At 68.4% G+C, this 20,876-nt stretch carries 20 protein-coding genes and 1 pseudogene; 9 read left to right on the plus strand and 12 right to left on the minus strand.

All coding sequences use genetic code 11. From position 1 onward, the window contains the following. Positions 1-9 precede the first annotated feature (9 nt). A complete protein-coding gene (locus GT755_RS12700; RefSeq protein ID WP_161479899.1) occupies positions 10-612 on the minus strand; it encodes an HD domain-containing protein in 603 nt (200 codons plus the stop codon). Positions 613-635: 23 nt separating this feature from the next. Beyond that, entirely contained in the window at positions 636-2,738 is a 2,103-nt protein-coding gene (locus GT755_RS12705) for a molybdopterin-dependent oxidoreductase (RefSeq protein ID WP_161479900.1), read from the minus strand. Between the two features lie 670 nt (positions 2,739-3,408). On the opposite strand from GT755_RS12705, the gene GT755_RS12710 reads away from it, so the two are divergent. The 3 genes from GT755_RS12710 to GT755_RS12720 all read left to right on the plus strand — a co-directional run bounded on the left by GT755_RS12710 (position 3,409) and on the right by GT755_RS12720 (position 4,826). After that, complete coding sequence (locus GT755_RS12710) at positions 3,409-4,305, plus strand: helix-turn-helix domain-containing protein (RefSeq protein WP_268903254.1); 897 nt, start codon at positions 3,409-3,411, stop codon at positions 4,303-4,305. Further along, the gene (locus GT755_RS12715; protein ID WP_161479902.1) at positions 4,302-4,496 is read left to right on the plus strand and encodes a DUF397 domain-containing protein; all 195 of its coding nucleotides are present in this window, start codon (positions 4,302-4,304) and stop codon (positions 4,494-4,496) included. The genes GT755_RS12710 and GT755_RS12715 overlap by 4 nt, the downstream gene beginning before the upstream one ends. A gap of 129 nt (positions 4,497-4,625) precedes the next feature. Further along, the gene (locus GT755_RS12720; RefSeq protein WP_030456183.1) at positions 4,626-4,826 is read left to right on the plus strand and encodes a DUF397 domain-containing protein; all 201 of its coding nucleotides are present in this window, start codon (positions 4,626-4,628) and stop codon (positions 4,824-4,826) included. A gap of 64 nt (positions 4,827-4,890) precedes the next feature. Here GT755_RS12720 and GT755_RS12725 read toward each other — a convergent pair whose 3' ends face one another. Then, a complete protein-coding gene (locus tag GT755_RS12725) occupies positions 4,891-6,339 on the minus strand; it encodes a catalase (RefSeq protein WP_161480047.1) in 1,449 nt (482 codons plus the stop codon). A gap of 147 nt (positions 6,340-6,486) precedes the next feature. Here GT755_RS12725 and GT755_RS12730 point away from each other — a divergent pair, with 147 nt between their 5' ends. From GT755_RS12730 to GT755_RS12740, 3 genes are read left to right on the plus strand one after another with little or no spacing between them, the layout of a single operon-like run. Further along, positions 6,487-7,572 carry a CapA family protein gene (locus tag GT755_RS12730; protein ID WP_161479903.1) on the plus strand — a complete coding sequence of 362 codons (1,086 nt, stop codon included), beginning with the start codon at positions 6,487-6,489 and terminating at the stop codon, positions 7,570-7,572. Positions 7,573-7,627: 55 nt separating this feature from the next. After that, positions 7,628-8,923, plus strand: a complete 1,296-nt coding sequence (locus tag GT755_RS12735) for a DUF2252 domain-containing protein (protein WP_161479904.1) — start codon at positions 7,628-7,630, stop codon at positions 8,921-8,923. 22 nt (positions 8,924-8,945) lie between these two features. After that, on the plus strand, positions 8,946-9,641 hold the full coding sequence (locus GT755_RS12740; RefSeq protein ID WP_328794322.1) for a TetR/AcrR family transcriptional regulator: 696 nt from the start codon (positions 8,946-8,948) through the stop codon (positions 9,639-9,641). Here the strand turns inward: GT755_RS12740 and GT755_RS12745 are convergent. Further along, positions 9,592-9,972 (minus strand): hypothetical protein, encoded by a 381-nt coding sequence (locus GT755_RS12745; protein WP_161479905.1) that lies wholly within the window; start codon positions 9,970-9,972, stop codon positions 9,592-9,594. The genes GT755_RS12740 and GT755_RS12745 overlap by 50 nt on opposite strands. Before the next feature lie 158 nt (positions 9,973-10,130). Between GT755_RS12745 and GT755_RS12750 the strand changes: the two genes are divergently transcribed. Continuing rightward, positions 10,131-10,661 (plus strand): tetratricopeptide repeat protein, encoded by a 531-nt coding sequence (locus GT755_RS12750; protein ID WP_328794323.1) that lies wholly within the window; start codon positions 10,131-10,133, stop codon positions 10,659-10,661. Positions 10,662-10,792: 131 nt separating this feature from the next. Here GT755_RS12750 and GT755_RS12755 read toward each other — a convergent pair whose 3' ends face one another. The 8 genes and pseudogenes from GT755_RS12755 to GT755_RS12790 form a co-directional block, all read right to left on the minus strand. Continuing rightward, on the minus strand, positions 10,793-11,482 hold the full coding sequence (locus GT755_RS12755) for a hypothetical protein (protein WP_161479906.1): 690 nt from the start codon (positions 11,480-11,482) through the stop codon (positions 10,793-10,795). 98 nt (positions 11,483-11,580) lie between these two features. Continuing rightward, the gene (clpB, locus tag GT755_RS12760) at positions 11,581-14,160 is read right to left on the minus strand and encodes an ATP-dependent chaperone ClpB (protein WP_161479907.1); all 2,580 of its coding nucleotides are present in this window, start codon (positions 14,158-14,160) and stop codon (positions 11,581-11,583) included. A 236-nt stretch (positions 14,161-14,396) separates the two neighbouring features. Further along, a pseudogene (locus GT755_RS12765) lies at positions 14,397-14,655 on the minus strand (heat shock protein transcriptional repressor HspR); the annotation flags it as partial. A gap of 3 nt (positions 14,656-14,658) precedes the next feature. Continuing rightward, positions 14,659-15,828, minus strand: coding sequence for a molecular chaperone DnaJ (dnaJ, locus tag GT755_RS12770; RefSeq protein WP_161479908.1), 1,170 nt, complete (start codon positions 15,826-15,828; stop codon positions 14,659-14,661). Positions 15,829-15,909: 81 nt separating this feature from the next. After that, positions 15,910-16,509 (minus strand): nucleotide exchange factor GrpE, encoded by a 600-nt coding sequence (gene grpE, locus GT755_RS12775; protein WP_161479909.1) that lies wholly within the window; start codon positions 16,507-16,509, stop codon positions 15,910-15,912. Beyond that, positions 16,506-18,374 (minus strand): molecular chaperone DnaK, encoded by a 1,869-nt coding sequence (gene dnaK / locus GT755_RS12780; RefSeq protein ID WP_161479910.1) that lies wholly within the window; start codon positions 18,372-18,374, stop codon positions 16,506-16,508. The genes grpE and dnaK overlap by 4 nt, the downstream gene beginning before the upstream one ends. 162 nt (positions 18,375-18,536) lie before the next feature. Next, positions 18,537-18,905, minus strand: a complete 369-nt coding sequence (locus GT755_RS12785; protein WP_161479911.1) for a hypothetical protein — start codon at positions 18,903-18,905, stop codon at positions 18,537-18,539. Beyond that, complete coding sequence (locus GT755_RS12790; protein ID WP_202609919.1) at positions 18,902-19,342, minus strand: hypothetical protein; 441 nt, start codon at positions 19,340-19,342, stop codon at positions 18,902-18,904. The genes GT755_RS12785 and GT755_RS12790 overlap by 4 nt, the downstream gene beginning before the upstream one ends. A gap of 81 nt (positions 19,343-19,423) precedes the next feature. On the opposite strand from GT755_RS12790, the gene GT755_RS12795 reads away from it, so the two are divergent. Next, complete coding sequence (locus GT755_RS12795; protein WP_235966485.1) at positions 19,424-20,149, plus strand: ABC transporter ATP-binding protein; 726 nt, start codon at positions 19,424-19,426, stop codon at positions 20,147-20,149. Then, positions 20,146-20,871 carry an ABC transporter permease gene (locus GT755_RS12800; RefSeq protein WP_161479913.1) on the plus strand — a complete coding sequence of 242 codons (726 nt, stop codon included), beginning with the start codon at positions 20,146-20,148 and terminating at the stop codon, positions 20,869-20,871. The genes GT755_RS12795 and GT755_RS12800 overlap by 4 nt, the downstream gene beginning before the upstream one ends. Positions 20,872-20,876 lie beyond the last annotated feature (5 nt).

Raw genomic sequence — 20,876 nt, forward strand, 5'->3', positions numbered from 1 at the left:
AGACGAACATCATCGGGCGAGGTGACCTCGCAGGACCGACGTCTCCACCAGATCGTGGGCGTAGGCGCCCAGGGTGGGGGAGCCCTCCTCGATGATCGCCACGTTGGCGAGCACCTGCGAGGCGGTGACCTTGTAGAGCGCCCAGGTGCCGCCGTCGTTGTGGTGGTTGGCCATGATCGGCGCGAGCCGGTCGAGGGCCTTGGCGTAGCGGGCCTCCGGGGTCTGCCGGGCCTCGAACTCGTCCCACAACTCCCGCAGGGGCCCGGCCTGGTCGCTCGGCAGCAGCCCGAAGATCCGGTCGGCGGCGGCCCGCTCGGCCGCCTCCTGCGCCTCGACGGCCACCCGGTCGTAGATGAAGGTGTCACCGGCGTCGATCTCGACGATGTCGTGGACGAGCAGCATGCGCACCACCCGGTCGATGTCGGTGCCCTCGGGGGCGTGCTCGGCCATCACCAGCGCCCAGACGCCGAGCTGCCAGGAGTGCTCGGCGTCGTTCTCGCGGCGCGATCCGTCGATGAGGGTGTTCCGGCGGATGACACGCTTCAGCTTGTCGATCTCCACCACGAAGGCGAGCTGAGCGTCGAGGCGATCCCGGTGCTGCGCGATGGTCACCGCGCCACCCTATTCCGTGGTGATCAAACGCGGCACAGGATCACCGGAACACCGTTGAACACGGCATTCCCGGACAGCGGATCAATGATCTTTTCATCCGTCAGCACGTTGACGTTCACGCCCGCGTTCCCGGACGCCACCTGTTGCGGCAACCCGTCGTGTCCCCAGCCGTGCGGCAGGCTCACCACGCCGGGCATGATCTTGTCGGTCGGTTCGAGCGGGACGGTCAGCTCGCCCGCCTCCGACCGGATCAGCGCGTGGTCTCCGAGCCCGAGCCGGGCGACATCGGCGGGGTTGATCTGGAGCGTGCAGCGGTTGCTGCCGCCGACGAGTGGTTCGATGTTGTGCAACCACGAGTTGTTCGACCGCAGGTGGCGGCGTCCGATCAGGACGAACTCGGGCGCCGCCCGGTCGAGCCGGTCGCGGAGCCGGGAGACGTCCTCGACGATCTCCGGCGGCGCCAGCTCGATCTTCCCCGAGGCCGTGGTGAGGATCCCGGGCAGGCGTGGCCGCAGGGGTCCAAGGTCCAGGCCGTGGGGGTGCTCGTCGCGCAGCTTGCGCAGCGTGAGGTCGCCGCCGTTCCATTTCCCGTACGGCCCCAGCCGCAACATGGCGTCGAGACGGCGCTCGGCCCCGGTGTCCCCGTCGAGTTCGGCCGGGTCGTGGTCGCCGATGATCTGACCGATGATCAGGTCGTCGACGTCTTCGATGCCGGAGGCGATCGTGATGAGCCGGGTGAGGATCTCGGCCTCCGACGGCCCGTCGGCCGCCATGACCGGCGGCGAGTAGCGGGCGTAGTTCCGCACCGCGAAGTTCAGCAGCGCGAAGTCGTAGTGGCCGGTGGCCAGCAGCCGGGGCGGCGGCAGGATCACGTTCGCGTGGCGGGTGGTCTCGTTGAGGTAGATGTCGACGCTGACCATGAAGTCGAGCCTGGTCAGAGCTTCGGCCAGCCGTTTCGCGTTGGGCGCCGACGAGGCCGGGTTCCCGGCCACGGTGACCAGGGCTCTGATCCGCCCCTCGCCGGGCGTCTCGATCTCGTCGGCCAGGGTCGCGACGGGCAACTCGCCGTTGGTCTCCTTCAGGCCGCGGACCCGGCTGGTCCAGCGTCCGGTCCGGTACGGCTTGCGCCGGCGCGCGCCCTCGGTCGCGGGCGCCGGGAACATGGCCCCACCCGGGCGGTCGAGATTGCCGGTGAGGACGTTGAGGACGTCCACGAGCCACTGGGTCACGGTGCCGAACTCGGCGGTGCAGGTCCCGATGCGGGCGTAGACGGCGGCGGTGGGGGCGGCAGAGAGGGCGCGCGCGAGCCGTACCGTCACCTCGGCCGGGACGCCGCAGGCGGCCTCCACCACCTGCGGCGGGAAGTCCTTGACGACCGCCTCGACCTCGGCCAGCCCCTCGACGGGCAGGGCGACCTTCACCAGGTTCTCGGCGAAGAGCGTGTGCGCGATCCCGGCCAGCAGGAACGCGTCGGTGCCGGGCCGGACGAAGACGTGCTCGTCGGCCAGGTCGGCGGTCCGCGTCCGCCGGGGATCGACCACCACGAGGGTCCCGCCCCGCTTCCTGAGGGCCTTGAGACGGCCGGGGAAGTCCGGCGCGGTGCAGAGCGACCCGTTCGACTCCAGCGGATTGGCCCCCAGCATGAGGAGGAAGTCGGTCCGGTCGAGATCCGGCACGGCGATCGTCATCGGATGCCCGAACATCAGCCCCGAGGCGACGTGCTTGGGCATCTGGTCGGCCGTGCTCGCCGAGAAGACGTTCCGGGTGCCCAGCGCCCTGATGAGCGCCCCTCCGTAGAGAGACCCGGCCATGCTGTGGGCGCTGGGATTGCCCAGGTAGACGGCCCGCTCGGGTCCCGAGATGTCCTTCAGGCCCTTGGCGACGGCCGCGAATGCCTCCTCCCAGCTCACCTCGCGCCACTGGTCACCCTCGCGAACCAATGGTGCGGAGAGCCGGTCGGGGTCTTCGTCGAGCCGCCCGAGCGAGGCCCCCTTGGGGCAGATGAAACCCTTGGAGAAGGGATCGTCACGGTCGCCGGTGACCTTGGTGACGTGGCCACCCTCAAGGGTGATCGTGAGACCGCAGACGGCCTCACAGAGCGGGCAGGTTCGGTGGACGGTCGTCATGGATCTCATCGTGCGCCCACGAGCAGGAGGGGCGGAAGCCCCAGAACGGAATAAAATTCTGCGGCCCCGCCGTCGCCCAGACGCCCCCGCGGACCGTCCGGGCCTCCTCCTGAGCCGCGCCCGGCGCCCGGTGGGCACGGCCCAGCTCTATGGGGTCAGCCGGCCAGCACGAGCCGGCCGGCCTCCTCGACCTCGCGGACGACGTCGAAACGGGGGTCACGGTAGACGCGACTCCCGAAGCCTCTGCGAGTGGTGGTCCATTCCAGCTCATAGGCCCAACGATCCTGCGCCGAGCACAACCGACGGTCGGCCCCATCGCGGAGCAGTATGAGTCGGGCCTTGCATAGCAAGATGGCGTTGGTACGGTGGAAGGGCATAGGAGACTCCTTATCGGTGGCTTCGAGTGGAGCTCTCGGGTCGGGTCGTCGGTGGCAGCCTTCGGCCCGGCCTTTTTTCATTGCCGGAAGGTCTGGAAGACCGGGTGTCCGGTTGATGATCTTCTGTAGACCTTTCTGTCTTGATGGTCTATCAGATGAGATTTGTCGGCAAGACGTGGCGCAAAACTTCCTGAGGAATACACTGCAAGTACCGATGCAAATTGCATATACGATCGACGGTGGCCCTCCCGATGAGGGCACCAGTCCACGTCTTCGAGACGGAGGGGACGGGTATGCCAGAGAAGGACACTGCCACACCTCGTCGTCGCCGCCTCGGGCAGCAACTTAGGAAACTTCGCGAAGCAACCGGGATGACCGGAGCGCAGGTGGCCAAGCCGCTGGACTGGTCAGCCGCGAAGGTGAGCCGTATAGAAAACGGCCTGACTCTGCCCAGTGAGGACGACGTTGCCGCGTTGGTTGCTGCGTATGGCGGCGACAAGCCTGTGCTGAGCCAGATTCTGAGGCTTCGTCGAGATGCCGCCCAAAAGGGCTGGTGGGAGCGCTACGGCGATTCCCTTCCGGCCGGGTTCCGGGCATTCCTCGAAGTTGAAGCCGAAGCCGAGGAGTTGCGGAACTGGGAACCGACGGTTCTCCCGGGGCTCCTGCAGACCGAGGACTACGCACGTGTCTTGATGGGTCACTTGGCCCAGCCGATTCTTCAGGCCCCGAAGACGTGGTTGCAGGATCGGGTCGAGGTGAGGGTTCGCCGCCAGCAAACTCGTCTGCACACCTCGACGCCCCTTCGCTTCAGGGCGGTTTTCGAGGAGTCACTGCTCCGCCGCGATGTCGGCGGTCCGGCGGTGATGCTTGATCAAATGGAGAGCTTGGTTGCCACGAGTGAACTCGATCATGTTGATATCAGGATCATCTCCACATCAACCCTCCTGCCGGTAACCACCGGCCCGTTCGTGCATTTTTCATTCCCTGACTTCCCAGACCTCGTGTACCTCGAAGACCTCGACGGTTCTCGGTTCATGGAAGACCCAGAGGTAGTCTTCAAATACGAGCGAGCCTTCGGCCATTTGGCTGAGGCAGCCCTGGACCCCCTGGCCTCACGGCAGTTGATCAAAGATGCTGCAGCGTACTGGCAGGGCAGGGTGCCGGCGCGGAACGGGAACGTCAGCCAATGAGCACCCAGAATGTGGTCTGGAAGAAAAGCACCCTCAGCACGGCGGGCAACTGCGTGGAGGTTGCCTGCCTCGAAGAGGGGCGAGTGGGTGTGCGTGACAGCAAGGACCAAAGCGGCCCCGCCCTTTTCTTCACGAAGAGCGAGTGGCAGGCGTTCATCGGTGGTGTGAAGAGAGGCGAATTCGACCACTAGTCCAGATGTGACGGATGGTCCGGCTGCGCTGTTGGCGTACAGTCGGACCATATCCTCACGTTTAGGACATTGAGTGCCAAGTGCCCTTATCGTCATTATGGGGGTGACTAAGACGAAAAGGGGTGGGCCGTGTCGAATGTCGACATGTCCGATGCCGTCTGGCAGAAGAGCAGCTACAGCGTGCAAGGCAACTGCGTTGAGATCGCTCGGCTGGCAGGGAGCTACACCGCACTGCGCAACAGCCGGGACCCTGAAGGGCCCGTACTGGTCTTCACGGAAGCCGAGTGGAACGCCTTCCTCCAGGGTTTGGCGGTTGGAGAGTTCGACTGAGGCCTGAAGTGACAACGGCCCGCATCCTCGGTGGGGAGGAGGCGGGCCGTAACTATGTTCAGGGTCAGTCGATCCCGAGCCCCTGGGCCACGCCCTGTCCCAGGTCCTTGTGGACGTTGGTCCAGTACTCGACCACGCGCTTCTGCACCTCACGCGTCATCTCCGGCGCCGAAGCGTGCCCCACGATGTTGCTCGTCAGGTTCGCCCGGTCCTCGTCGCCCAGCACGTTCTCCCACAGCGCCCGAGGCTGCACGAAGTCGTCGTCCTCCGCGTGCGGCCGGTATGCGGAGCGCATGATCTCCCCGGTCACGTGGTAGGTGTCCCCCGCGTACAGGTCCTCGAAGGCCGCCGGGCCGCCCATGCTGTTCGGCGCGTAGACGGGGTCGGGCATGTTGGCGTACCGCATCGCCCCGTCCCGGTTGTAACTGTGGACGGGCACCTTCGGCGCGTTGATCGGCAGCTGCTGGTAGTTGGCCCCGATCCGGTAACGGTGCGTGTCCGGGTAGGAGAACAGCCGCCCCTGCAGCATCTTGTCCGGCGAGGGCCCGATCCCGGGCACGAAGTTCGACGGCTCGAAGCCGGCCTGCTCCACTTCCGCGAAGTAGTTCGCGGGGTTCCGGTTCAGCGTGAAGCGGCCGATCGTGATCTCCGGGTAGTCGCCGTGCGGCCAGACCTTCGTCAGGTCGAACGGGTTGAACCGGTAGTCGGCCGCCTCCTCGAACGGCATGATCTGCACGTTCACCGTCCACGACGGGTGGTCGCCGCGCTTGATGGCGTCGTACAGGTCCCGGATGTGGAAGTCGGCGTCCTGGGCGATCATCGCGGTCGCCTCGGCGTCGGTGAAGTTCTTGATGCCCTGCTCGGTGCGCAGGTGGTACTTGACCCAGAACTTCTCGCCGGCGGCGTTGTACCAGAGGAACGTGTGCGAGCCGAAGCCGTGCATGTGCCGCCACGACGCCGGGGTGCCGCGGTCGCTCATCAGGAAGGTCACCTGGTGGGCCGACTCGGGAGACAACGTCCAGAAGTCCCACTGCATGTTGTGGTCGCGCATGTGGTTGTCGGCGCGGCGTTTCTGGCTGTGGATGAAGTCCTGGAACTTCTGCGGGTCTCGTACGAAGAAGATGGGGGTGTTGTTCCCCACGAGGTCGTAGTTGCCCTCATCGGTGTAGAACTTGATCGCGAAGCCGCGCGGGTCGCGCTGGGTGTCGGCGCTGCCGAGTTCGCCGGCGACCGTCGAGAAGCGCAGGAACAGGTCGGTGCGGGCGCCCTTCTGGAAGAGCCCCGCCTTGGTGAACTGGCTGACGTCCTCGGTGATCTCCATGAACCCGTGGGCGCCGCCCCCCTTGGCGTGGACGACACGCTCTGGCACCCGTTCCCGGTTGAACTGGGCCATCTTCTGGATCAGGTAGTGGTCCTGCAGCAGAAGCGGGCCCCCGGGGCCGACGGAGAGCGAGAACTCGTCGCTCGGGGCCGGTGTGCCGGAATCCGTCGTGGTACGTGGCCTGCCATTCATTCGGTCAGTCATCGGGTGTCCTCCAGAGTGGTCTGGTCTCACCGCCTTCCCCACGCTACGTCGCTTAACTTGAACTGTTCAAGTAAGTGAATTTCCCTAGTTTGTCCATAAGGAGTCTCCCTAAGGCGCGAACCTTCATGAGATGGCATGCTCTGGACCGTGAGACGTGCAATTGCGATGATCGCCGCCGCTGCCCTGAGTGCCGGATGCGCCGCCGCCGAGGGCGACCCCGGCGTCCAGCGCGTCAAGGCCCCCGAGCAGGCCACCCGCGAGACGCCGTCTCCCAAGCCGAAGCCGACGAAGAAACCGTTCACCATCGCGTTCGGCGGTGACGTCCACTTCGAGGGCATCCTGCGGTCGCGGCTGAACGCCAACCCGAAGACCGCGCTCGGGCCGATCGCCAAGGTGCTGTCCAAGGCCGACATCGCGATGGTCAACCTGGAGACCGCCATCACCGAGGCGGGCACCCCGGCCCCCGGCAAGCAGTACACCTTCCGCGCCCCGGCCACCGCGCTGACCGCGCTGAAGGCCGCCGGGGTCGACGTCGCCTCGATGGCCAACAACCACGGCATGGATTACATGCAGAGCGGCCTGGACGACTCGCTCGCCGCCATCAAGAAGTCGAAGTTCCCCATCGTGGGCATCGGGCGCAACGCGACCGAGGCCTACCGCCCCTGGCGGACCGTCGTGAACGGCAACAAGGTCGCGATCATCGGCGCGACGCAGGTGCTCGACGCCGAGTTCATCTCCTCGTGGACGGCCACCGGCTCCCAGGGCGGCCTCGCCTCGGCCAAGGAGGAGGCGCGGCTGATCCAGGCGGTCAAGAACGCCCGCCGGAACAACGACACGGTGATCGTCCACCTGCACTGGGGCACCGAGCTGCAGAAGTGCCCCAACGAGGCGCAACTCTCACTGGCCCCCAAGCTGGTCGAGGCGGGCGCCGACGTCGTGGTCGGCGGGCACGCCCACATCCTGCTCGGCGCGGGTTACCTCGACGACGCCTACGTCAGCTACGGCCTGGGCAACTTCGTCTTCTACAACTGGGGCCCCGACACCGGCCGCACCGGCGTGCTGACCCTGACGATCAACGGGCGCAAGGTGATGAAGGACGCCTGGACCCCGGCCCGCATCAACGGCGGCGTGCCGGTCCCGGTCACCGGGTCGGCGGGCAGGCAGGAGATCGCCTACTGGCGGTCGCTGCGCGAGTGCACGGGACTTTCGGCCAAGCCCTGATTTGTCAATCGGCTGGTCATGGCGTTGTCAGCACCGGCGGCACTACCGTCTCCTCATGACGCAGCGGTCCCAGTTCATTCTCGACGTCCTGCTGGCCGAGTTCGGTGAGTCCATCGGCCGCGCTCCGGGGGCGTTCCGGGCCAAATTCCGCAAGATGGCCGCCTCCCCGTTCGCCTTCTACCGGGGCAGCGCGTGCCTGTTCTACGCCGACCTCGCGGGTGAGCTGGCCGACGACGCCTTCCTCGACGACCTGACCCGCCGCGTCTGGATCCACGGCGACCTGCACGCCGAGAACTTCGGCACCTACATGAACTCCTCGGGCCGCCTGGTCTTCAACGTGAACGACTTCGACGAGGCCTACGTCGGGCCGTACATCTGGGACCTGAAGCGGTTCGTGGCCAGTGTCGCGCTCATCGGCTACGCCAAGGCGCTGTCCGACGAGGTCATCTCCGAGCTGGTCCGCGAGTTCGCCGGCTCCTACCTCCACGAGCTCACCGCCATCGCCCACGGCGGCGACGACGCCATCGGCTCGCTCACGCTGGAGACCACCAGCGGGGTGCTCCACCGGGTGCTGCAGACCGCGCGGCTGAACACGCGGGTGGCGCTGCTCGACGAGGAGACCACGATCGAGAACTTCGAGCGCCGCTTCGCGGTCGCCGACAACCGCCACCCGGTCGACGACGCCACCCGCGAGGCCGTGCTGGCCGCCTACGAGGGCTACCTGGCCACGCTGCCGCAGCCACTCAACCCGGTCGAACACCACGTCAAGGACATGGTCCTGCGGCAGGGCATCGGGATCGGGTCGGCGGGGCTGCCGTCGTACAACCTGCTGCTCGAAGGGCACACCCAGGCGCTGGAGAACGACGTCATCCTCTACATGAAGCAGGCCCAGGTCCCGGCCGTGGCCCGCTACATCGACGACGAGAAGGTGCACGGCTACTTCAGGCACCAGGGCCACCGCACCGCCGAGTCGCAGCGTGCCCTCCAGGCCTACGCCGACTCCTGGCTCGGGTACGCCGACCTGAACGGCGTCGGCCAGCTCGTCGCAGAGGTCTCGCCCTACTCGGCCGACCTCGACTGGAGCGACGTCAACGAGCCCGCCGAGCTCGCCTCGGTGATCACCGACCTGGGCCGCGCGGTCGCCCGCATGCACTCGGTCGCCGACGACGAGTCGAGCCACGACCTGGTCGACTTCTCCACCGAAGAGGCGATCGTCGCGGTGGTCGACGGCAACGAGGCCGAGTTCACCACGCTGCTCGTCGACTTCGCCCACGAATACGGCGCCCGCGCACGGCACGACCACCAGCTCTTCGTGGATCTGTTCCGTAACGGGCGATTCCCCGGTCTGTAGATTCCCGGGCAAGATAGGGAGAGTGTCCAGCCAGCCCCTTGACTACTCCGACGATGCCGGAAACTCCTCGCTGCGCCGTCAGCCGACGCAGCGCCGCAGCGCGCGCCGGGTCGAGCGCATGCTCGACGCCTGCGCCGAGCTGCTGGACGAGGTCGGATACGACGGCCTGTCGACGACCAGGATCGCCGAGCGCGCCGACGTGGCGATCGGCTCGGTCTACCAGTTCTTCCCCGACAAACGTGCCATCAGCCAAGCGCTGACCAGGCGCAACGTCGAACTCTTCGTGGCCCGGGTGGGCCGCCGCTTCATCAGCGAGGAATACGGCGGCTGGTGGGACGCGGTCGACGCGATCATCGACGAGTACGTCGAGATGCACCGATCGGTGCCCGGCTTCAGGTCGTTGCGGTTCGGCGACGCGGTCGACCTCAACCTGCTCGACGCGGGCACCGACAACAACACCGTCATCGCCGGCCGCCTGCGCGGACTCCTGCTGAAGGAGTTCGGGATGGCCGACAGCGAACGCCTCGACACCGCGATCCTCGTGGCGGTCGAGGGCGGCGACGCCGTGCTCAAACTGGCCTTCCGGCGTGATCCCGACGGAGATCCCGAGATCATCGCGGAGGCCAAGACCCTGGTGCGCAGCTATCTGTCGCGGCAGCTGCGCGACTTCACCGCGTCGGCCAACCGGGCGGCGCCTGGAGCTCGATCCGGCTCCTGATGAGCGCCTCGACGGCGGCCGGGTCAGGCATGGGCGTGCGCGGTTCGGCCAGGATCACGCGTTGGAGTTGTGACCGGCACGGTTGCCGCTGCGCCCTGTCCTGGCCTGTCTGTGCGGCCCGCAGTTCGGCGTCGCGCAGTTCGAGGGTCCGCATGTCGGCGCCCCTCGCCGTCCTGATGTCCTTCAGTTGTGCCCTCAGCCGGAGCACCTCATTGACGGCTTGTTCGTGGGCCTCGAAACGCGCCGCGACATAACCCGCCAAACCGGGCAGAATCGCAGCCGCCATCAGCGCGCCGGCCACTGTGAAGGTCGTCTGCTTGGAAAGGCCCATCGCAGTCCCGTCACCTCCTGATGAAGCTCAGGTCCTGTCAATAATGCCCATGAGCTGGAACGACACACGCTCTGTAGGTGATCTGGCGCGAATCGTTGCCGGAGGAATGCCTGCCGTTGTCCGGGCAAAGAACCTTCGCGCTCGCTAGCCTCATCCTTGTGGCACATGTGACGCGGGAGCAGCTTGATCGTCTGCTCGAACAGGCTCTGCTGCTCGACGACCACGGTGCCCTCGCGAGGCGCCTCGACGACCTCGCGCAAGGGTACGAATCGGGCGAGGTATCCCGGGCCTACATCCTGGCCCTGGCCGCTGAGGAATGGCGTCAGGCGGGTCACCCCGACGCGGCGCTCGACCGCTACCGCATGGCGGCCGAAGACGACGGGGGAGACGTCAACGTCGACCCCCGGGCCGGCATCGCCGACACCCTCTTCGAACTCGACCGGCCCGACGAGGCCCGCGACGTGATCGAGGCCCTGCGCGCCGCGCCCTGCACCCCGGCGACCGTGCTCAACGTGGCCGAGACGCTGGCGGCGTACGGAGACCTGGCCGGAGCCCACGAATGGGCCACCGAGGGCGTCACCGCCTGCCCCCCGGGCAACTCGCTCCGCGAGTCGCTGCTGCGCACGCGCTACCGCATCCGCATCGACCTGGGCCTCCCGGAAGACGACCTCGACGCCCTGGCCTCCTGACCGAAGAGAAACGGGCCGCGAGTGTACGCACACTCGCGGCCCGTTGTCATATGTCGACGGCCCGCCCGCTCTCGGGGAGCGCTGGCCGGAGGCGAAGGGGAAAACAAGATCAGTGGTGGCGGGATGCCGCCTCAGTGGAGGAGGGCTCCGCCGAGGAGGCCGCCGGTGAGCCTGGTGACGCCGGAGAGGCCGCCGACGCCCAGGTCGTCGGCCTTCTTCTTCGGCGCGGGGGCCTGCTGCGGCTGGACTCCGTCGACGACGCCGCCCACCGAGTCGGTGAGCCCGGGGGGCACAACGGCCACCTTCGGCACCTTCGGCAGCGCCTTCGACATCCGGGGCACCGGCGGCACACCCGGCAGGTCGGGCAGCACCGACAGATCAGGCACCACGTTGGGCACTCCCGGCAGAGCGGACCCCGACGCGACGCCGAGCACCCCGTCGGTCCGCGCCAGGCCTGCCAGCCCGAGCAGGGCGGCGGCACGCTGGACGGTCCGGGACACCTCGTCGGCAGGGGCCACCCGCCCGCACGGCACCCCGGCCAGGCGGCCGGCCTGGGCCATGGTCATCGCCGCGGACCCGCCCGTGCGGGTCAGGTCGCGGGCCGTCCGGCCGGCCGCGCCCGCCGCCCGCGCGACGTCGGCGGCGCCCTTCACGAACGAGGCGGCGACCGCGCCCGTCCTGGCGGCGGCCCGGTAACCGGTCACGCACACGCCGTCGTCGGCGTGGGCCTGGTGGCCGGCGGCGGACAACCAGCTCACCCCGGCGGTGACGACCGCCAGGGCGACGAGCCGCCCCCGGATGCTACGTGGTGTCGTCGGCATCGACGTCCCCCTGTTGCTTGCGGTAGTTCGGTGAGTGCCGAACGTAGCAGCGGGGTTTTCGCAGCCGGGAGCCGCTTGTCCCAGTCGTGGCGAACTGATTACGCGCCGGGCCGCACGCTCAGCGTGTCGCCGGCCTCGTCGAGGTCGACGATCACCTCGTCGCCGTCGCGGATCTCCCCGCTCAGCAACGCGCGGGCCAGCTTGTCGCCGATGGCCGACTGCACCAGGCGGCGCAGCGGCCGGGCGCCGTAGAGCGGGTCGTAACCGGTCAGGGTCAGCCACTCGCGGGCCGCCGGGGTGACCGTCAGCGTCAGCCGCCGGTCGGACAACCGCCGCGCCAGGTGGTTCACCTGCAGGTCGACGATCTGCGACAACTCCTCGGAGCCGAGCGCGTCGAACAGGATCACGTCGTCGAGCCGGTTGAGGAACTCCGGCTTGAACGACCCCCGCACCGCCGCCATCACCGCGTCGCGCTTGGCCCCCGGCTCAAGAGCCGGGTCGACCAGGAACTGCGAACCGATGTTGGACGTCAGGATCAGGATCGTGTTCCGGAAGTCGACGGTACGCCCCTGCCCGTCGGTCAGCCGCCCGTCGTCGAGCACTTGGAGCAGGATGTCGAAGACCTCGGGATGGGCCTTCTCGACCTCGTCCAGGAGCACCACCGTGTAGGGACGGCGCCGCACCGCCTCGGTGAGCTGGCCGCCCTCCTCGTAGCCGACGTAGCCGGGCGGCGCGCCGACCAGGCGGGCCACGCTGTGCTTCTCGCTGTACTCGCTCATGTCGATGCGGGTCATCGCCCGCTCGTCGTCGAACAGGAAGTCGGCCAGCGCCTTGGCCAGCTCGGTCTTGCCGACACCGGTCGGGCCGAGGAACAGGAACGAGCCCGTCGGCCGGTCGGGGTCGGCCACGCCCGCCCGCGCCCGCCGGACGGCGTCGCTGACGGCCTGCACGGCGGCCTTCTGGCCGATGAGACGCTCACCGAGCACGTCTTCCATGCGCAGCAGCTTGGCGGTCTCGCCCTCCAGCAGGCGGCCCGCCGGGATGCCCGTCCAGGCGGAGATGACCTCGGCGATGTCGTCGGGGCCGACCTCCTCCTTGACCATGGTCTGCTCGCGCTGGGACGCCTGGATGGCGTCGGCCAGCTCCTTCTCCAGGCGCGGCACCTCGCCGTACATGAGGCGGGCTGCCTCTTCGAAGTCGCCGTCGCGCTGGGCCCGCTCGGCCTGGCTGCGGGTCTCGTCGAGGCGCATCTTCAGGTCGCCGACCCGGTTGAGGCCGGCCTTCTCGGCCTCCCAGCGGCCGACCAGGCCGTTGAGCTCCTCCTGGCGGTTGGCCAGCTCCTCGCGGAGCCGTTCGAGGCGGGCCACGCTCGCCTCGTCGGTCTCCTTGGCCAGGGCCAGCTCCTCCATCTTGAGCCGGTCGACGATGCGCTGCAGCTCGTCGATCTGCACCGGACGGGAGTCGATCTCCATGCGCAGCCGCGAGGCGGCCTCGTCGACCAGGTCGATCGCCTTGTCGGGCAGGAACCGGGCGGTGATGTAGCGGTCGGACAGGGTCGCGGCGGCCACCAACGCGCCGTCGGCGATCTGGACCTGGTGGTGGGCCTCGTAGCGGCCCTTCAGGCCACGCAGGATGGCGATCGTGTCCTCGACGGTGGGCTCGCCGACGTACACCTGCTGGAAGCGGCGCTCCAGCGCCGGGTCCTTCTCGATGCGCTCGCGGTACTCGTCGAGCGTGGTCGCGCCGATCATGCGCAGCTCGCCGCGGGCCAGCATGGGCTTGAGCATGTTGCCCGCGTCCATCGCGCCCTCGGCCGCGCCCGCGCCGACCATCGTGTGCAGCTCGTCGATGAACGTGATGACCTGGCCGTCGCTCTCCTTGATCTCGTTGAGCACGGCCTTCAGACGCTCTTCGAACTCGCCGCGATACTTCGCCCCGGCGACCATCGCGCCGAGGTCGAGCGCCACGAGACGCTTGTTCCGCAGGCTCTCCGGCACGTCGCCCGCCACCACCCGCTGGGCCAGACCCTCGACCACGGCGGTCTTGCCGACGCCCGGCTCACCGATCAGAACCGGGTTGTTCTTGGTCCGCCGCGACAACACCTGCACCACCCGGCGGATCTCCGAGTCACGGCCGATGACCGGGTCGAGCTTGCCGTGGCGGGCCCGCTCGGTCAGGTCGACGCCGTACTTCTCCAGCGCCCGGTAGGTGTCTTCGGGGTTCTCACTGGTGACCCGGGTGTGACCGCGCACCTTCTCGAACGCGTCGAGCAGTGCCTGCGCGGTCGCGCCCTGGCCCTTCAGCAGGTCGGCGACCGGCCCGCCGTCGGTGGCGAGGCCGACCAGCAGGTGCTCGGTCGAGACGTAGTCGTCTTCGAGCTGCGCGGCCCGCTGGGCGGCGGTGTGCAACACGGTCAGCAACTGGCGGGAGGTCGACGGCGCGCTCACCGTGGCGCCCTGCGCCTTCGGGAGCGCGGCCAGCATCTCCTCGGCGCGGGTGCGCAGGCTCTTCCAGTCTGCCCCGACGGCCTCGAGCAGCGGGACGGCCGTGCCCCCGGTCTGCGCCAGCAACGTGGTCAGCAGATGAGCCGGCGCCACCTCGGGGTTTCCTTCGGCCGCCGCCCGGCGCACCGCCCCCGCCAGCGCCTCCTGGCTCTTCTGGGTCAGTTTGTAATCCACCTGTTTACCTGCCTCGCTTCGCTCGGCGGCCCAGCCGCTTCCAGCCGGCGTCTTCCCTCGTCGCTCCGGGTCGCTTCGCTCCCCTGCGCTCCTCAGTCCAGACGCCGGCGCGGCTGGGCACTTCCCCCATATGACAAATGCTTGGACCTATGACGGTGGGAGTTCATACCTGACCAGAGCCCGGATCAGCTTGAGTTCCGCGGCCATGCGGGTCAGTTCGTCTCTCAGGCGGAGGTTCTCGGTCTCCAGCTCCAAGATGCGTTTGATGCCCGCCAGGTTGATGCCCTCTTCCTGTGACAGGCGCTGGACCTCGCGCAACAAGACGATGTCACGGGTCGAATAAAGGCGGCCTCGGCCGGCTGTGCGGCCGGGGCTGACCAGGCCCAGGCGGTCGTACTGGCGCAGGGTCTGGGGGTGGAGGCCGCTGAGCTGGGCCGCCACCGAGATCACATAGACGGGCGTCTCGTCGGACAGGTCGAAGAAATTGGCGTCCATGCGCTACTCGCTTCTGGCCTGCTTGATCAATTCTTCGCGAAGGTCGTGGCCGTCGGTCGCGTCGCGGAACTGCTCCAGGGCGGCCCTGGCCTTCTCGTCGAGGTGTTCGGGCACGGCGACCTGGACGGTCGCCAGCAGGTCGCCCTTCGTGCCGTCCTTGCGCGGGGCGCCCCGGCCGCGCACGCGGAAGGTGCGGCCGTTGGGGGTGCCCTCGGGGATGCGGAGCGTGACCGGCATGCCGCGCAGGATCGGCACCTTGATCTCGGCGCCGAGCGCGGCCTCGGGGAACGTGACCGGCACGTTGACCGTCAGGTTCTCGCCGCTGCGGCCGAACACGGGGTGGGGCTGGACGTGCACCAGCACGTAGAGGTCACCCGCGGGACCGCCGTTCTCGCCGGGGGCGCCCTTGCCCTTCAGCTTGACCCGGCCGCCGTCGCTGACGCCCGCGGGGATGCGGGCCTGGATGGTGCGGGTGCTGCGGCCGCGGCCGCTGCCCTCGCAGACCGGGCACGGGTCGTCGACCAGCAGGCCACGGCCCCGGCAGTCGCGGCAGGGCTCGGAGAAGGCGAAGTTGCCCAGGTTGCGGCTGGCCGCGCCGGTGCCGTCACAGGTCGGGCAGACGCGGGGCGTGGTGCCGGCCTTGGCGCCCGTGCCGGAACAGGCCGGGCAGGCCGAGGAACTGGTCAGCCGCAGCGAGACGGTCGTGCCGTCGATCGCCTCGGCGAACGACAGGGTGACCTCGGACTCGATGTCCTGGCCGCGGCGGGCCCGCCCGGCGGTGTTGGCCTTCGGGCCGCCGCCGCGGTTGAACAGGCCGCCGAAGATGTCGCCGATCCGGTCGCCCGCCTGGGCGGTGCCGCCGAACAGGTCGCCGAAGTCGAAGCCCTGCTGGCCCTGGCCCGGCCGGCCGCCCCGGCCGTACCCGCCGAGACCGCTGCCGAACAGGCTCCTGGCCTCGTCGTACTCCTTGCGGCGCTTGGTGTCGCTCAGGATGTCGTAGGCCTCGGAGACCTCCTTGAACTTCTCCTCGGTCTCCTTGTTGCCCTTGTTCGCGTCGGGGTGGTACTGCCGGGCGAGCTTGCGGTAGGCCTTCTTGATCTCTTCGGGGGTCGCGGTCTTGGGCACACCGAGGACGCCGTAGTAGTCCTTCTCCAGGTAGTCCTTGGTGCTCATCTAACGCTTCCTCCGCGTGAAAGACACATATGTGATGGGTGCCCCTCCCGCGTCCGGGGCGGGAGGGGGCTCCCTGGAGAATCAGGCGCCGGCGGGCTCGTCGTCGAGGACGTCGCCACCACCGGTCTCCGGCTCGGCCACCGCGACCCGGGCGGGGCGCAGGACGCGCTCGCCGAGCCGGTAGCCGGGCTGCAGGATCTCGACGCAGGTCGGTTCGGTGACCTCGGTCGAGTAACTGTGCATCAGGGCCTCGTGGAACGTCGGGTCGAAGGGGTCGCCCTTCGTGCCGAACGAGGTCAGGCCCAGCTTGCCGACGGCCGCTTCGAGCGACTCGCTCACCTTGGCGAAACCACCGGTCAGCTCCCCGTGGTCACGCGCCCGGCCGATGTCGTCGAGAACCGGCAGCAGTTCGTTGATGACACCCGCGACGGCCTGCTCCCGGACCGTGATCCGGTCGCGTTCGACCCGCTTGCGGTAGTTGGCGTACTCCGCCTGCAGACGCTGGAGATCGGCGGTGCGCTCGGCCAGGAGCTCCGCGGCCGCCCCGCCCAGGGCGGAGGCGTCGGCCGCGGTCTCGTCGGGGGCCGGTGCGTTCTCGCGGGCCGCCAGCGTCTCGGGGTCGATCTTGCGGTTGTCGCGGATCACCGGCTCCTGCTCGGAACCGTTCTCACGCGGGGTCACTTGGCGCCGCCCTCCCGCTTCGGCTCGTCGTCGACGATCTCGGCCTCGACGACGTCGTCGTCGGCCTTGCCCGCGTCACCCTGCTCGGCGCCGGGGGCGCCTTCACCTGCCTGGGCCTGCGAGTTGGCGTAGATCGCCGAACCCATCTTCTGGCTGACGGTGGCGAGCTTGTCGGCGGCGGTCCGGATGGCCGGGACGTCGGTGCCCTCCAGAGCCTTCTTCAGCTCGGCGAGCGACTCGGTGACCTCGGTCTTGATGTCGGCCGGAACCTTGTCGTCGTTCTCGCGGAGGAACTTGTCGGTCTGGTAGGCCAGCGAGTCGGCGTTGTTGCGGACCTCGGCCTCCTCACGACGCTGCTTGTCCTCCTCGGCGTAGGACTCGGCCTCGCGGACCATGCGGTCGATGTCGTCCTTGTTCAGCGCGGAGCCGCCGGTGATGGTCATCGACTGCTCCTTGCCGGTGCCCAGGTCCTTCGCGCCGACGTTGACGATGCCGTTGGCGTCGATGTCGAAGGTGACCTCGATCTGCGGGATGCCGCGGGGCGCCGGGGCGATGCCGGTGAGCTCGAAGGTCGCCAGCTTCTTGTTGCGCGCGGCGATCTCGCGCTCGCCCTGGTAGACCTGGATCTGCACCGACGGCTGGTTGTCCTCGGCCGTGGTGAAGACCTCGGAGCGCTTGGTCGGGATCGTCGTGTTGCGCTCGATGATCTTGGTGAAGATGCCGCCCTTGGTCTCGATGCCCAGCGACAGCGGGGTCACGTCGAGCAGCAGGACGTCCTTGACCTCACCCTTGAGCACACCCGCCTGGAGCGCGGCGCCGATGGCCACGACCTCGTCGGGGTTGACGCCCTTGTTGGGCTCCTGGCCGCCGGTGAGCTCCTTGACCAGCTCGGTCACGGCGGGCATGCGGGTCGAGCCGCCGACGAGCACCACGTGGGCGATGTCGGAGACCTTGATCCCGGCGTCCTTGATGACCTGGTGGAACGGGCCCTTGCAACGGTCGAGCAGGTCGGCCGTGATGCGCTGGAACTCGGAGCGGGTCAGCTTCTCCTCGAGGTGGAGCGGGCCCTCGGCCGAGGCGGTGATGTAGGGCAGGTTGATCGTGGTCTCGGTCTGCGCCGAAAGCTCGATCTTCGCCTTCTCGGCCGCCTCGCGCAGACGCTGGAGGGCCATCTTGTCCTTAGACAGGTCGACCCCGTGGGCGTTCTTGAAGCGGGTCACCAGCTCGTCGACGACGCGCTGGTCCCAGTCGTCGCCGCCCAGGTGGTTGTCACCGCTGGTGGCCTTGACCTCGACGAACCCGTGACCGTCTTCCTGGCCGACGTCGAGCAGCGACACGTCGAAGGTGCCGCCACCGAGGTCGAAGACCAGGATGGTCTGGTCCTTGTCCTTGTCGAGCCCGTAGGCCAGCGCCGCGGACGTCGGCTCGTTGATGATCCGGAGCACGTTGAGGCCCGCGATCTGGCCGGCTTCCTTGGTGGCCTGGCGCTGCGCGTCGTTGAAGTAGGCCGGGACGGTGATGACCGCGTCGGTGATCTTCTCACCGAGGTAGGCCTCGGCGTCCTGCTTCAGCTTCTGGAGGACGAAGGCGCTGATCTGCTGGGGCGTGAACTTCTTGCCGTCGATCTCGACGGACCAGTTCGTGCCCATCTCACGCTTGACAGAGCGGATGGTCCGGTCGACGTTGGTCACGGCCTGACGCTTGGCGACCTCGCCGACGAGGACCTCTCCGTTCTTCGCGAAGGCGACCACCGAGGGGGTGGTGCGGGAGCCCTGCGCGTTGGCGATGACGGTGGGCTCACCGCCTTCGAGGATCGAGACGACGGAGTTGGTCGTCCCCAGGTCGATACCTACCGCACGTGCCATGAGTACGTCCTTGTAGTCAAAGTTGAGTCGTGGTGACTCAAGTTTCGGTGAGTACGACAGCCCTTGTCAAACGCTGTCCTGTCAACGGTCTTGAGTCTAGTGGGCTCAACTCTCAGCGCGAGCGGAATGTTCCCGGGATATCCCTGATTCGACCCTTAAGGGTTACCTGGCACCGTCGAGGATCACCCTCTTCCCGACGGGCTTCTTGAGCTTCACGTACGTGGCCTTCTTGATCGCCATGGCCACGCACATGCCGGCGTCCTTGACCGAGCCCTCGTACAGGGTGATCCGGACCGTCTTCCCGGTCTCCTTCACCGTGACCTTGGTCAGCACGGTGCACGGCTCGACGCCCGACCACCACACGACGCGCACCCCGCGCATGTGGGGCTTGGCGCTCAGCCACTTCACCTTCTTGGGGGAGAGGGCGCCCTTCTGGACCTTCACCACCTTCGGCCCGGGGCCGGCCTGCGCGGGGGCGGCGGCGGGGACGAGCAGCGCGGCCACGGCCGCGGCGACGACTAAGAGTCTCACTTGGCACCATCCACGACTTCCCGGCCGGCCAGGGGTTTGGCCAGCTTGACGAACGTCTCCTTCTCGATCGCGATCTGGATGCAGGCCGCCTCGGGATCGGTGGTGCCCTCCCAGAGGGTCACCGTGACCTCGGTGTCGGACTCCTTCACGTCGACGCGGTCGAGGGTGTAGCAGGGCTCGACCCCCGAACTCCAGGAGATCATCACGCCGTCTCCGGCGGGGGTGGCGCGGGTCCAGGGCACCTTGCGCGGGTCCACCGTGCCGCCCTTGGGCCGCACCAGCTCCGGCCCGGGGCTCGGCGTGGCCGAGGCCGGCGGGGTGGCGGGCTGGTCGGGACCGATCGGTGAACCGCTGTCCACGGTGTCTCCCTTTCCGCAGGCCGCGGTCATGATCACGGCCGTGAGCATGGCCGCGGTGGCGAGCCAGATCCTTCTCATGCCCCTATGACGGGCGTCACTCGGCGGGGGTTCAGTAACCCGTTGACTCCGGTATGGGCCCAGGTTTAATTTCATCACATGATGAGTTCTGCTGAACCCGCGATAGCCGTCACCGGGCTGCGGGTCGTCCGGGGAGCCCGCGAAGTGCTCCACGGCTTGTCGTTCGAGGTGCCGAAGGGCCAGATCACCGGGTTGCTGGGCCCGAGTGGTTGCGGCAAGACCACGCTGATCCGATCGATCGTGGGCGTGCAGGTCGTCGCCGGGGGCGAGGTGACCGTGCTGGGGCGTCCGGCGGGGTCGGCCGAGCTGCGCCGGCTCATCGGCTACTCCACCCAGAACCCGGCGATCTACCGTGATCTGTCGGTCATGGAGAACCTCCGCTACTTCGCCGCCGTGCTCGGCGCGCCGAAGACCGACCCGGCCCGGGTTCTCCGGGAGGTCGGCCTCGAAGGGCACGCCGACCAACTGGGCGGCACCCTGTCGGGCGGCCAGCTCAGCCGGGCCAGCCTCGCGGTCTCGCTGCTCGGGTCGCCCCAGCTCCTCGTCCTCGACGAGCCGACCGTCGGGCTCGACCCGGTGCTGCGCAAGGAGTTGTGGGAGCTGTTCGGCGGCCTGGCCGAGCGCGGCGTGACGATCCTGGTCTCCAGCCACGTCATGGACGAGGCCGCCCGCTGCCAGCGCCTGATCATGCTGCGCGAGGGCGACATCCTCGCCGACGACAGCCCCGAGGGCCTGCGCGCCCGCACCGACACCGCCGACCTGGAGCAGGCCTTCCTGCGCCTCATCGAAGAGAGGCAGCCGGCATGATCACGCTCGCCACGGCCCGCCGGATCCTGGCCCAGCTCCGCAACGACCACCGCACGGTCGCCCTCATGGTGCTGGTGCCCAGCCTGATCATGATCCTGCTCTACTACGTGATCGACAACGAGCCGGTCTTCGCTCAGTGGGCCCCCGCCCTGCTGTCGATCTTCCCGTTCCTGGTGATGTTCCTGGTCACCTCCATCGCCACCCTCCGCGAGCGCACCTCCGGCACGCTGGAGCGGCTGATGGCCTCCCCGCTGCGCCAGCTCGACCTCCTCCTCGGCTACGGCCTCGCCTTCGGCGCCGCCGCCGTCCTCCAGGTGGCCCTGGCGCTGACGGTCTCGCTGACCTGGCTCGGGCTCGACCTGCGGGGAGACCTCTGGGCGCTGGTCCTGGTCGCCCTGCTCAACTCGCTTCTCGGCACCGCGCTCGGCCTGTTCTGCAGCGCGTTCGCCCGTTCGGAGTTCCAGGCGGTCCAGTTCATGCCGCTGGTGATGGTCCCGCAGCTCCTCCTCGGCGGGATCATCGTGCCGCGCGACCAGATGGCGACCGTGCTGGAGTGGATCTCCAACGTGCTGCCGATGTCCTACGCCCTGGAGGCCATGAAGCTGGCCGTCATGAGCGGCGACCTGGGCTCCGACTTCTGGCGCGACATCGCGGTGGTGGCCGGATCGGTCCTGCTGGCCCTGGTTCTGGGGGCCGCGACGCTGAAGAGGCGCACCCCGTAAACTGC

This window comes from Herbidospora solisilvae, from assembly GCF_009901565.1.
GTDB classification, from domain to species: domain Bacteria; phylum Actinomycetota; class Actinomycetes; order Streptosporangiales; family Streptosporangiaceae; genus Herbidospora; species Herbidospora solisilvae.

Coding starts and splice junctions, on each gene's coding strand:
- GT755_RS12710 (WP_268903254.1), top strand. CDS start 3,409: ATGCCAGAGAAGGACACTGCCACACCTCGTCGTCGCCGCCTCGGGCAG.
- GT755_RS12725 (WP_161480047.1), bottom strand. CDS start 6,339: ATGAATGGCAGGCCACGTACCACGACGGATTCCGGCACACCGGCCCCG.
- GT755_RS12705 (WP_161479900.1), bottom strand. CDS start 2,738: ATGACGACCGTCCACCGAACCTGCCCGCTCTGTGAGGCCGTCTGCGGT.
- GT755_RS12715 (WP_161479902.1), top strand. CDS start 4,302: ATGAGCACCCAGAATGTGGTCTGGAAGAAAAGCACCCTCAGCACGGCG.
- GT755_RS12745 (WP_161479905.1), bottom strand. CDS start 9,972: ATGGGCCTTTCCAAGCAGACGACCTTCACAGTGGCCGGCGCGCTGATG.
- GT755_RS12735 (WP_161479904.1), top strand. CDS start 7,628: ATGACGCAGCGGTCCCAGTTCATTCTCGACGTCCTGCTGGCCGAGTTC.
- GT755_RS12790 (WP_202609919.1), bottom strand. CDS start 19,342: ATGAGAAGGATCTGGCTCGCCACCGCGGCCATGCTCACGGCCGTGATC.
- dnaK (WP_161479910.1), bottom strand. CDS start 18,374: ATGGCACGTGCGGTAGGTATCGACCTGGGGACGACCAACTCCGTCGTC.
- dnaJ (WP_161479908.1), bottom strand. CDS start 15,828: ATGAGCACCAAGGACTACCTGGAGAAGGACTACTACGGCGTCCTCGGT.
- GT755_RS12800 (WP_161479913.1), top strand. CDS start 20,146: ATGATCACGCTCGCCACGGCCCGCCGGATCCTGGCCCAGCTCCGCAAC.
- GT755_RS12795 (WP_235966485.1), top strand. CDS start 19,424: ATGAGTTCTGCTGAACCCGCGATAGCCGTCACCGGGCTGCGGGTCGTC.
- GT755_RS12755 (WP_161479906.1), bottom strand. CDS start 11,482: ATGCCGACGACACCACGTAGCATCCGGGGGCGGCTCGTCGCCCTGGCG.
- GT755_RS12730 (WP_161479903.1), top strand. CDS start 6,487: ATGCTCTGGACCGTGAGACGTGCAATTGCGATGATCGCCGCCGCTGCC.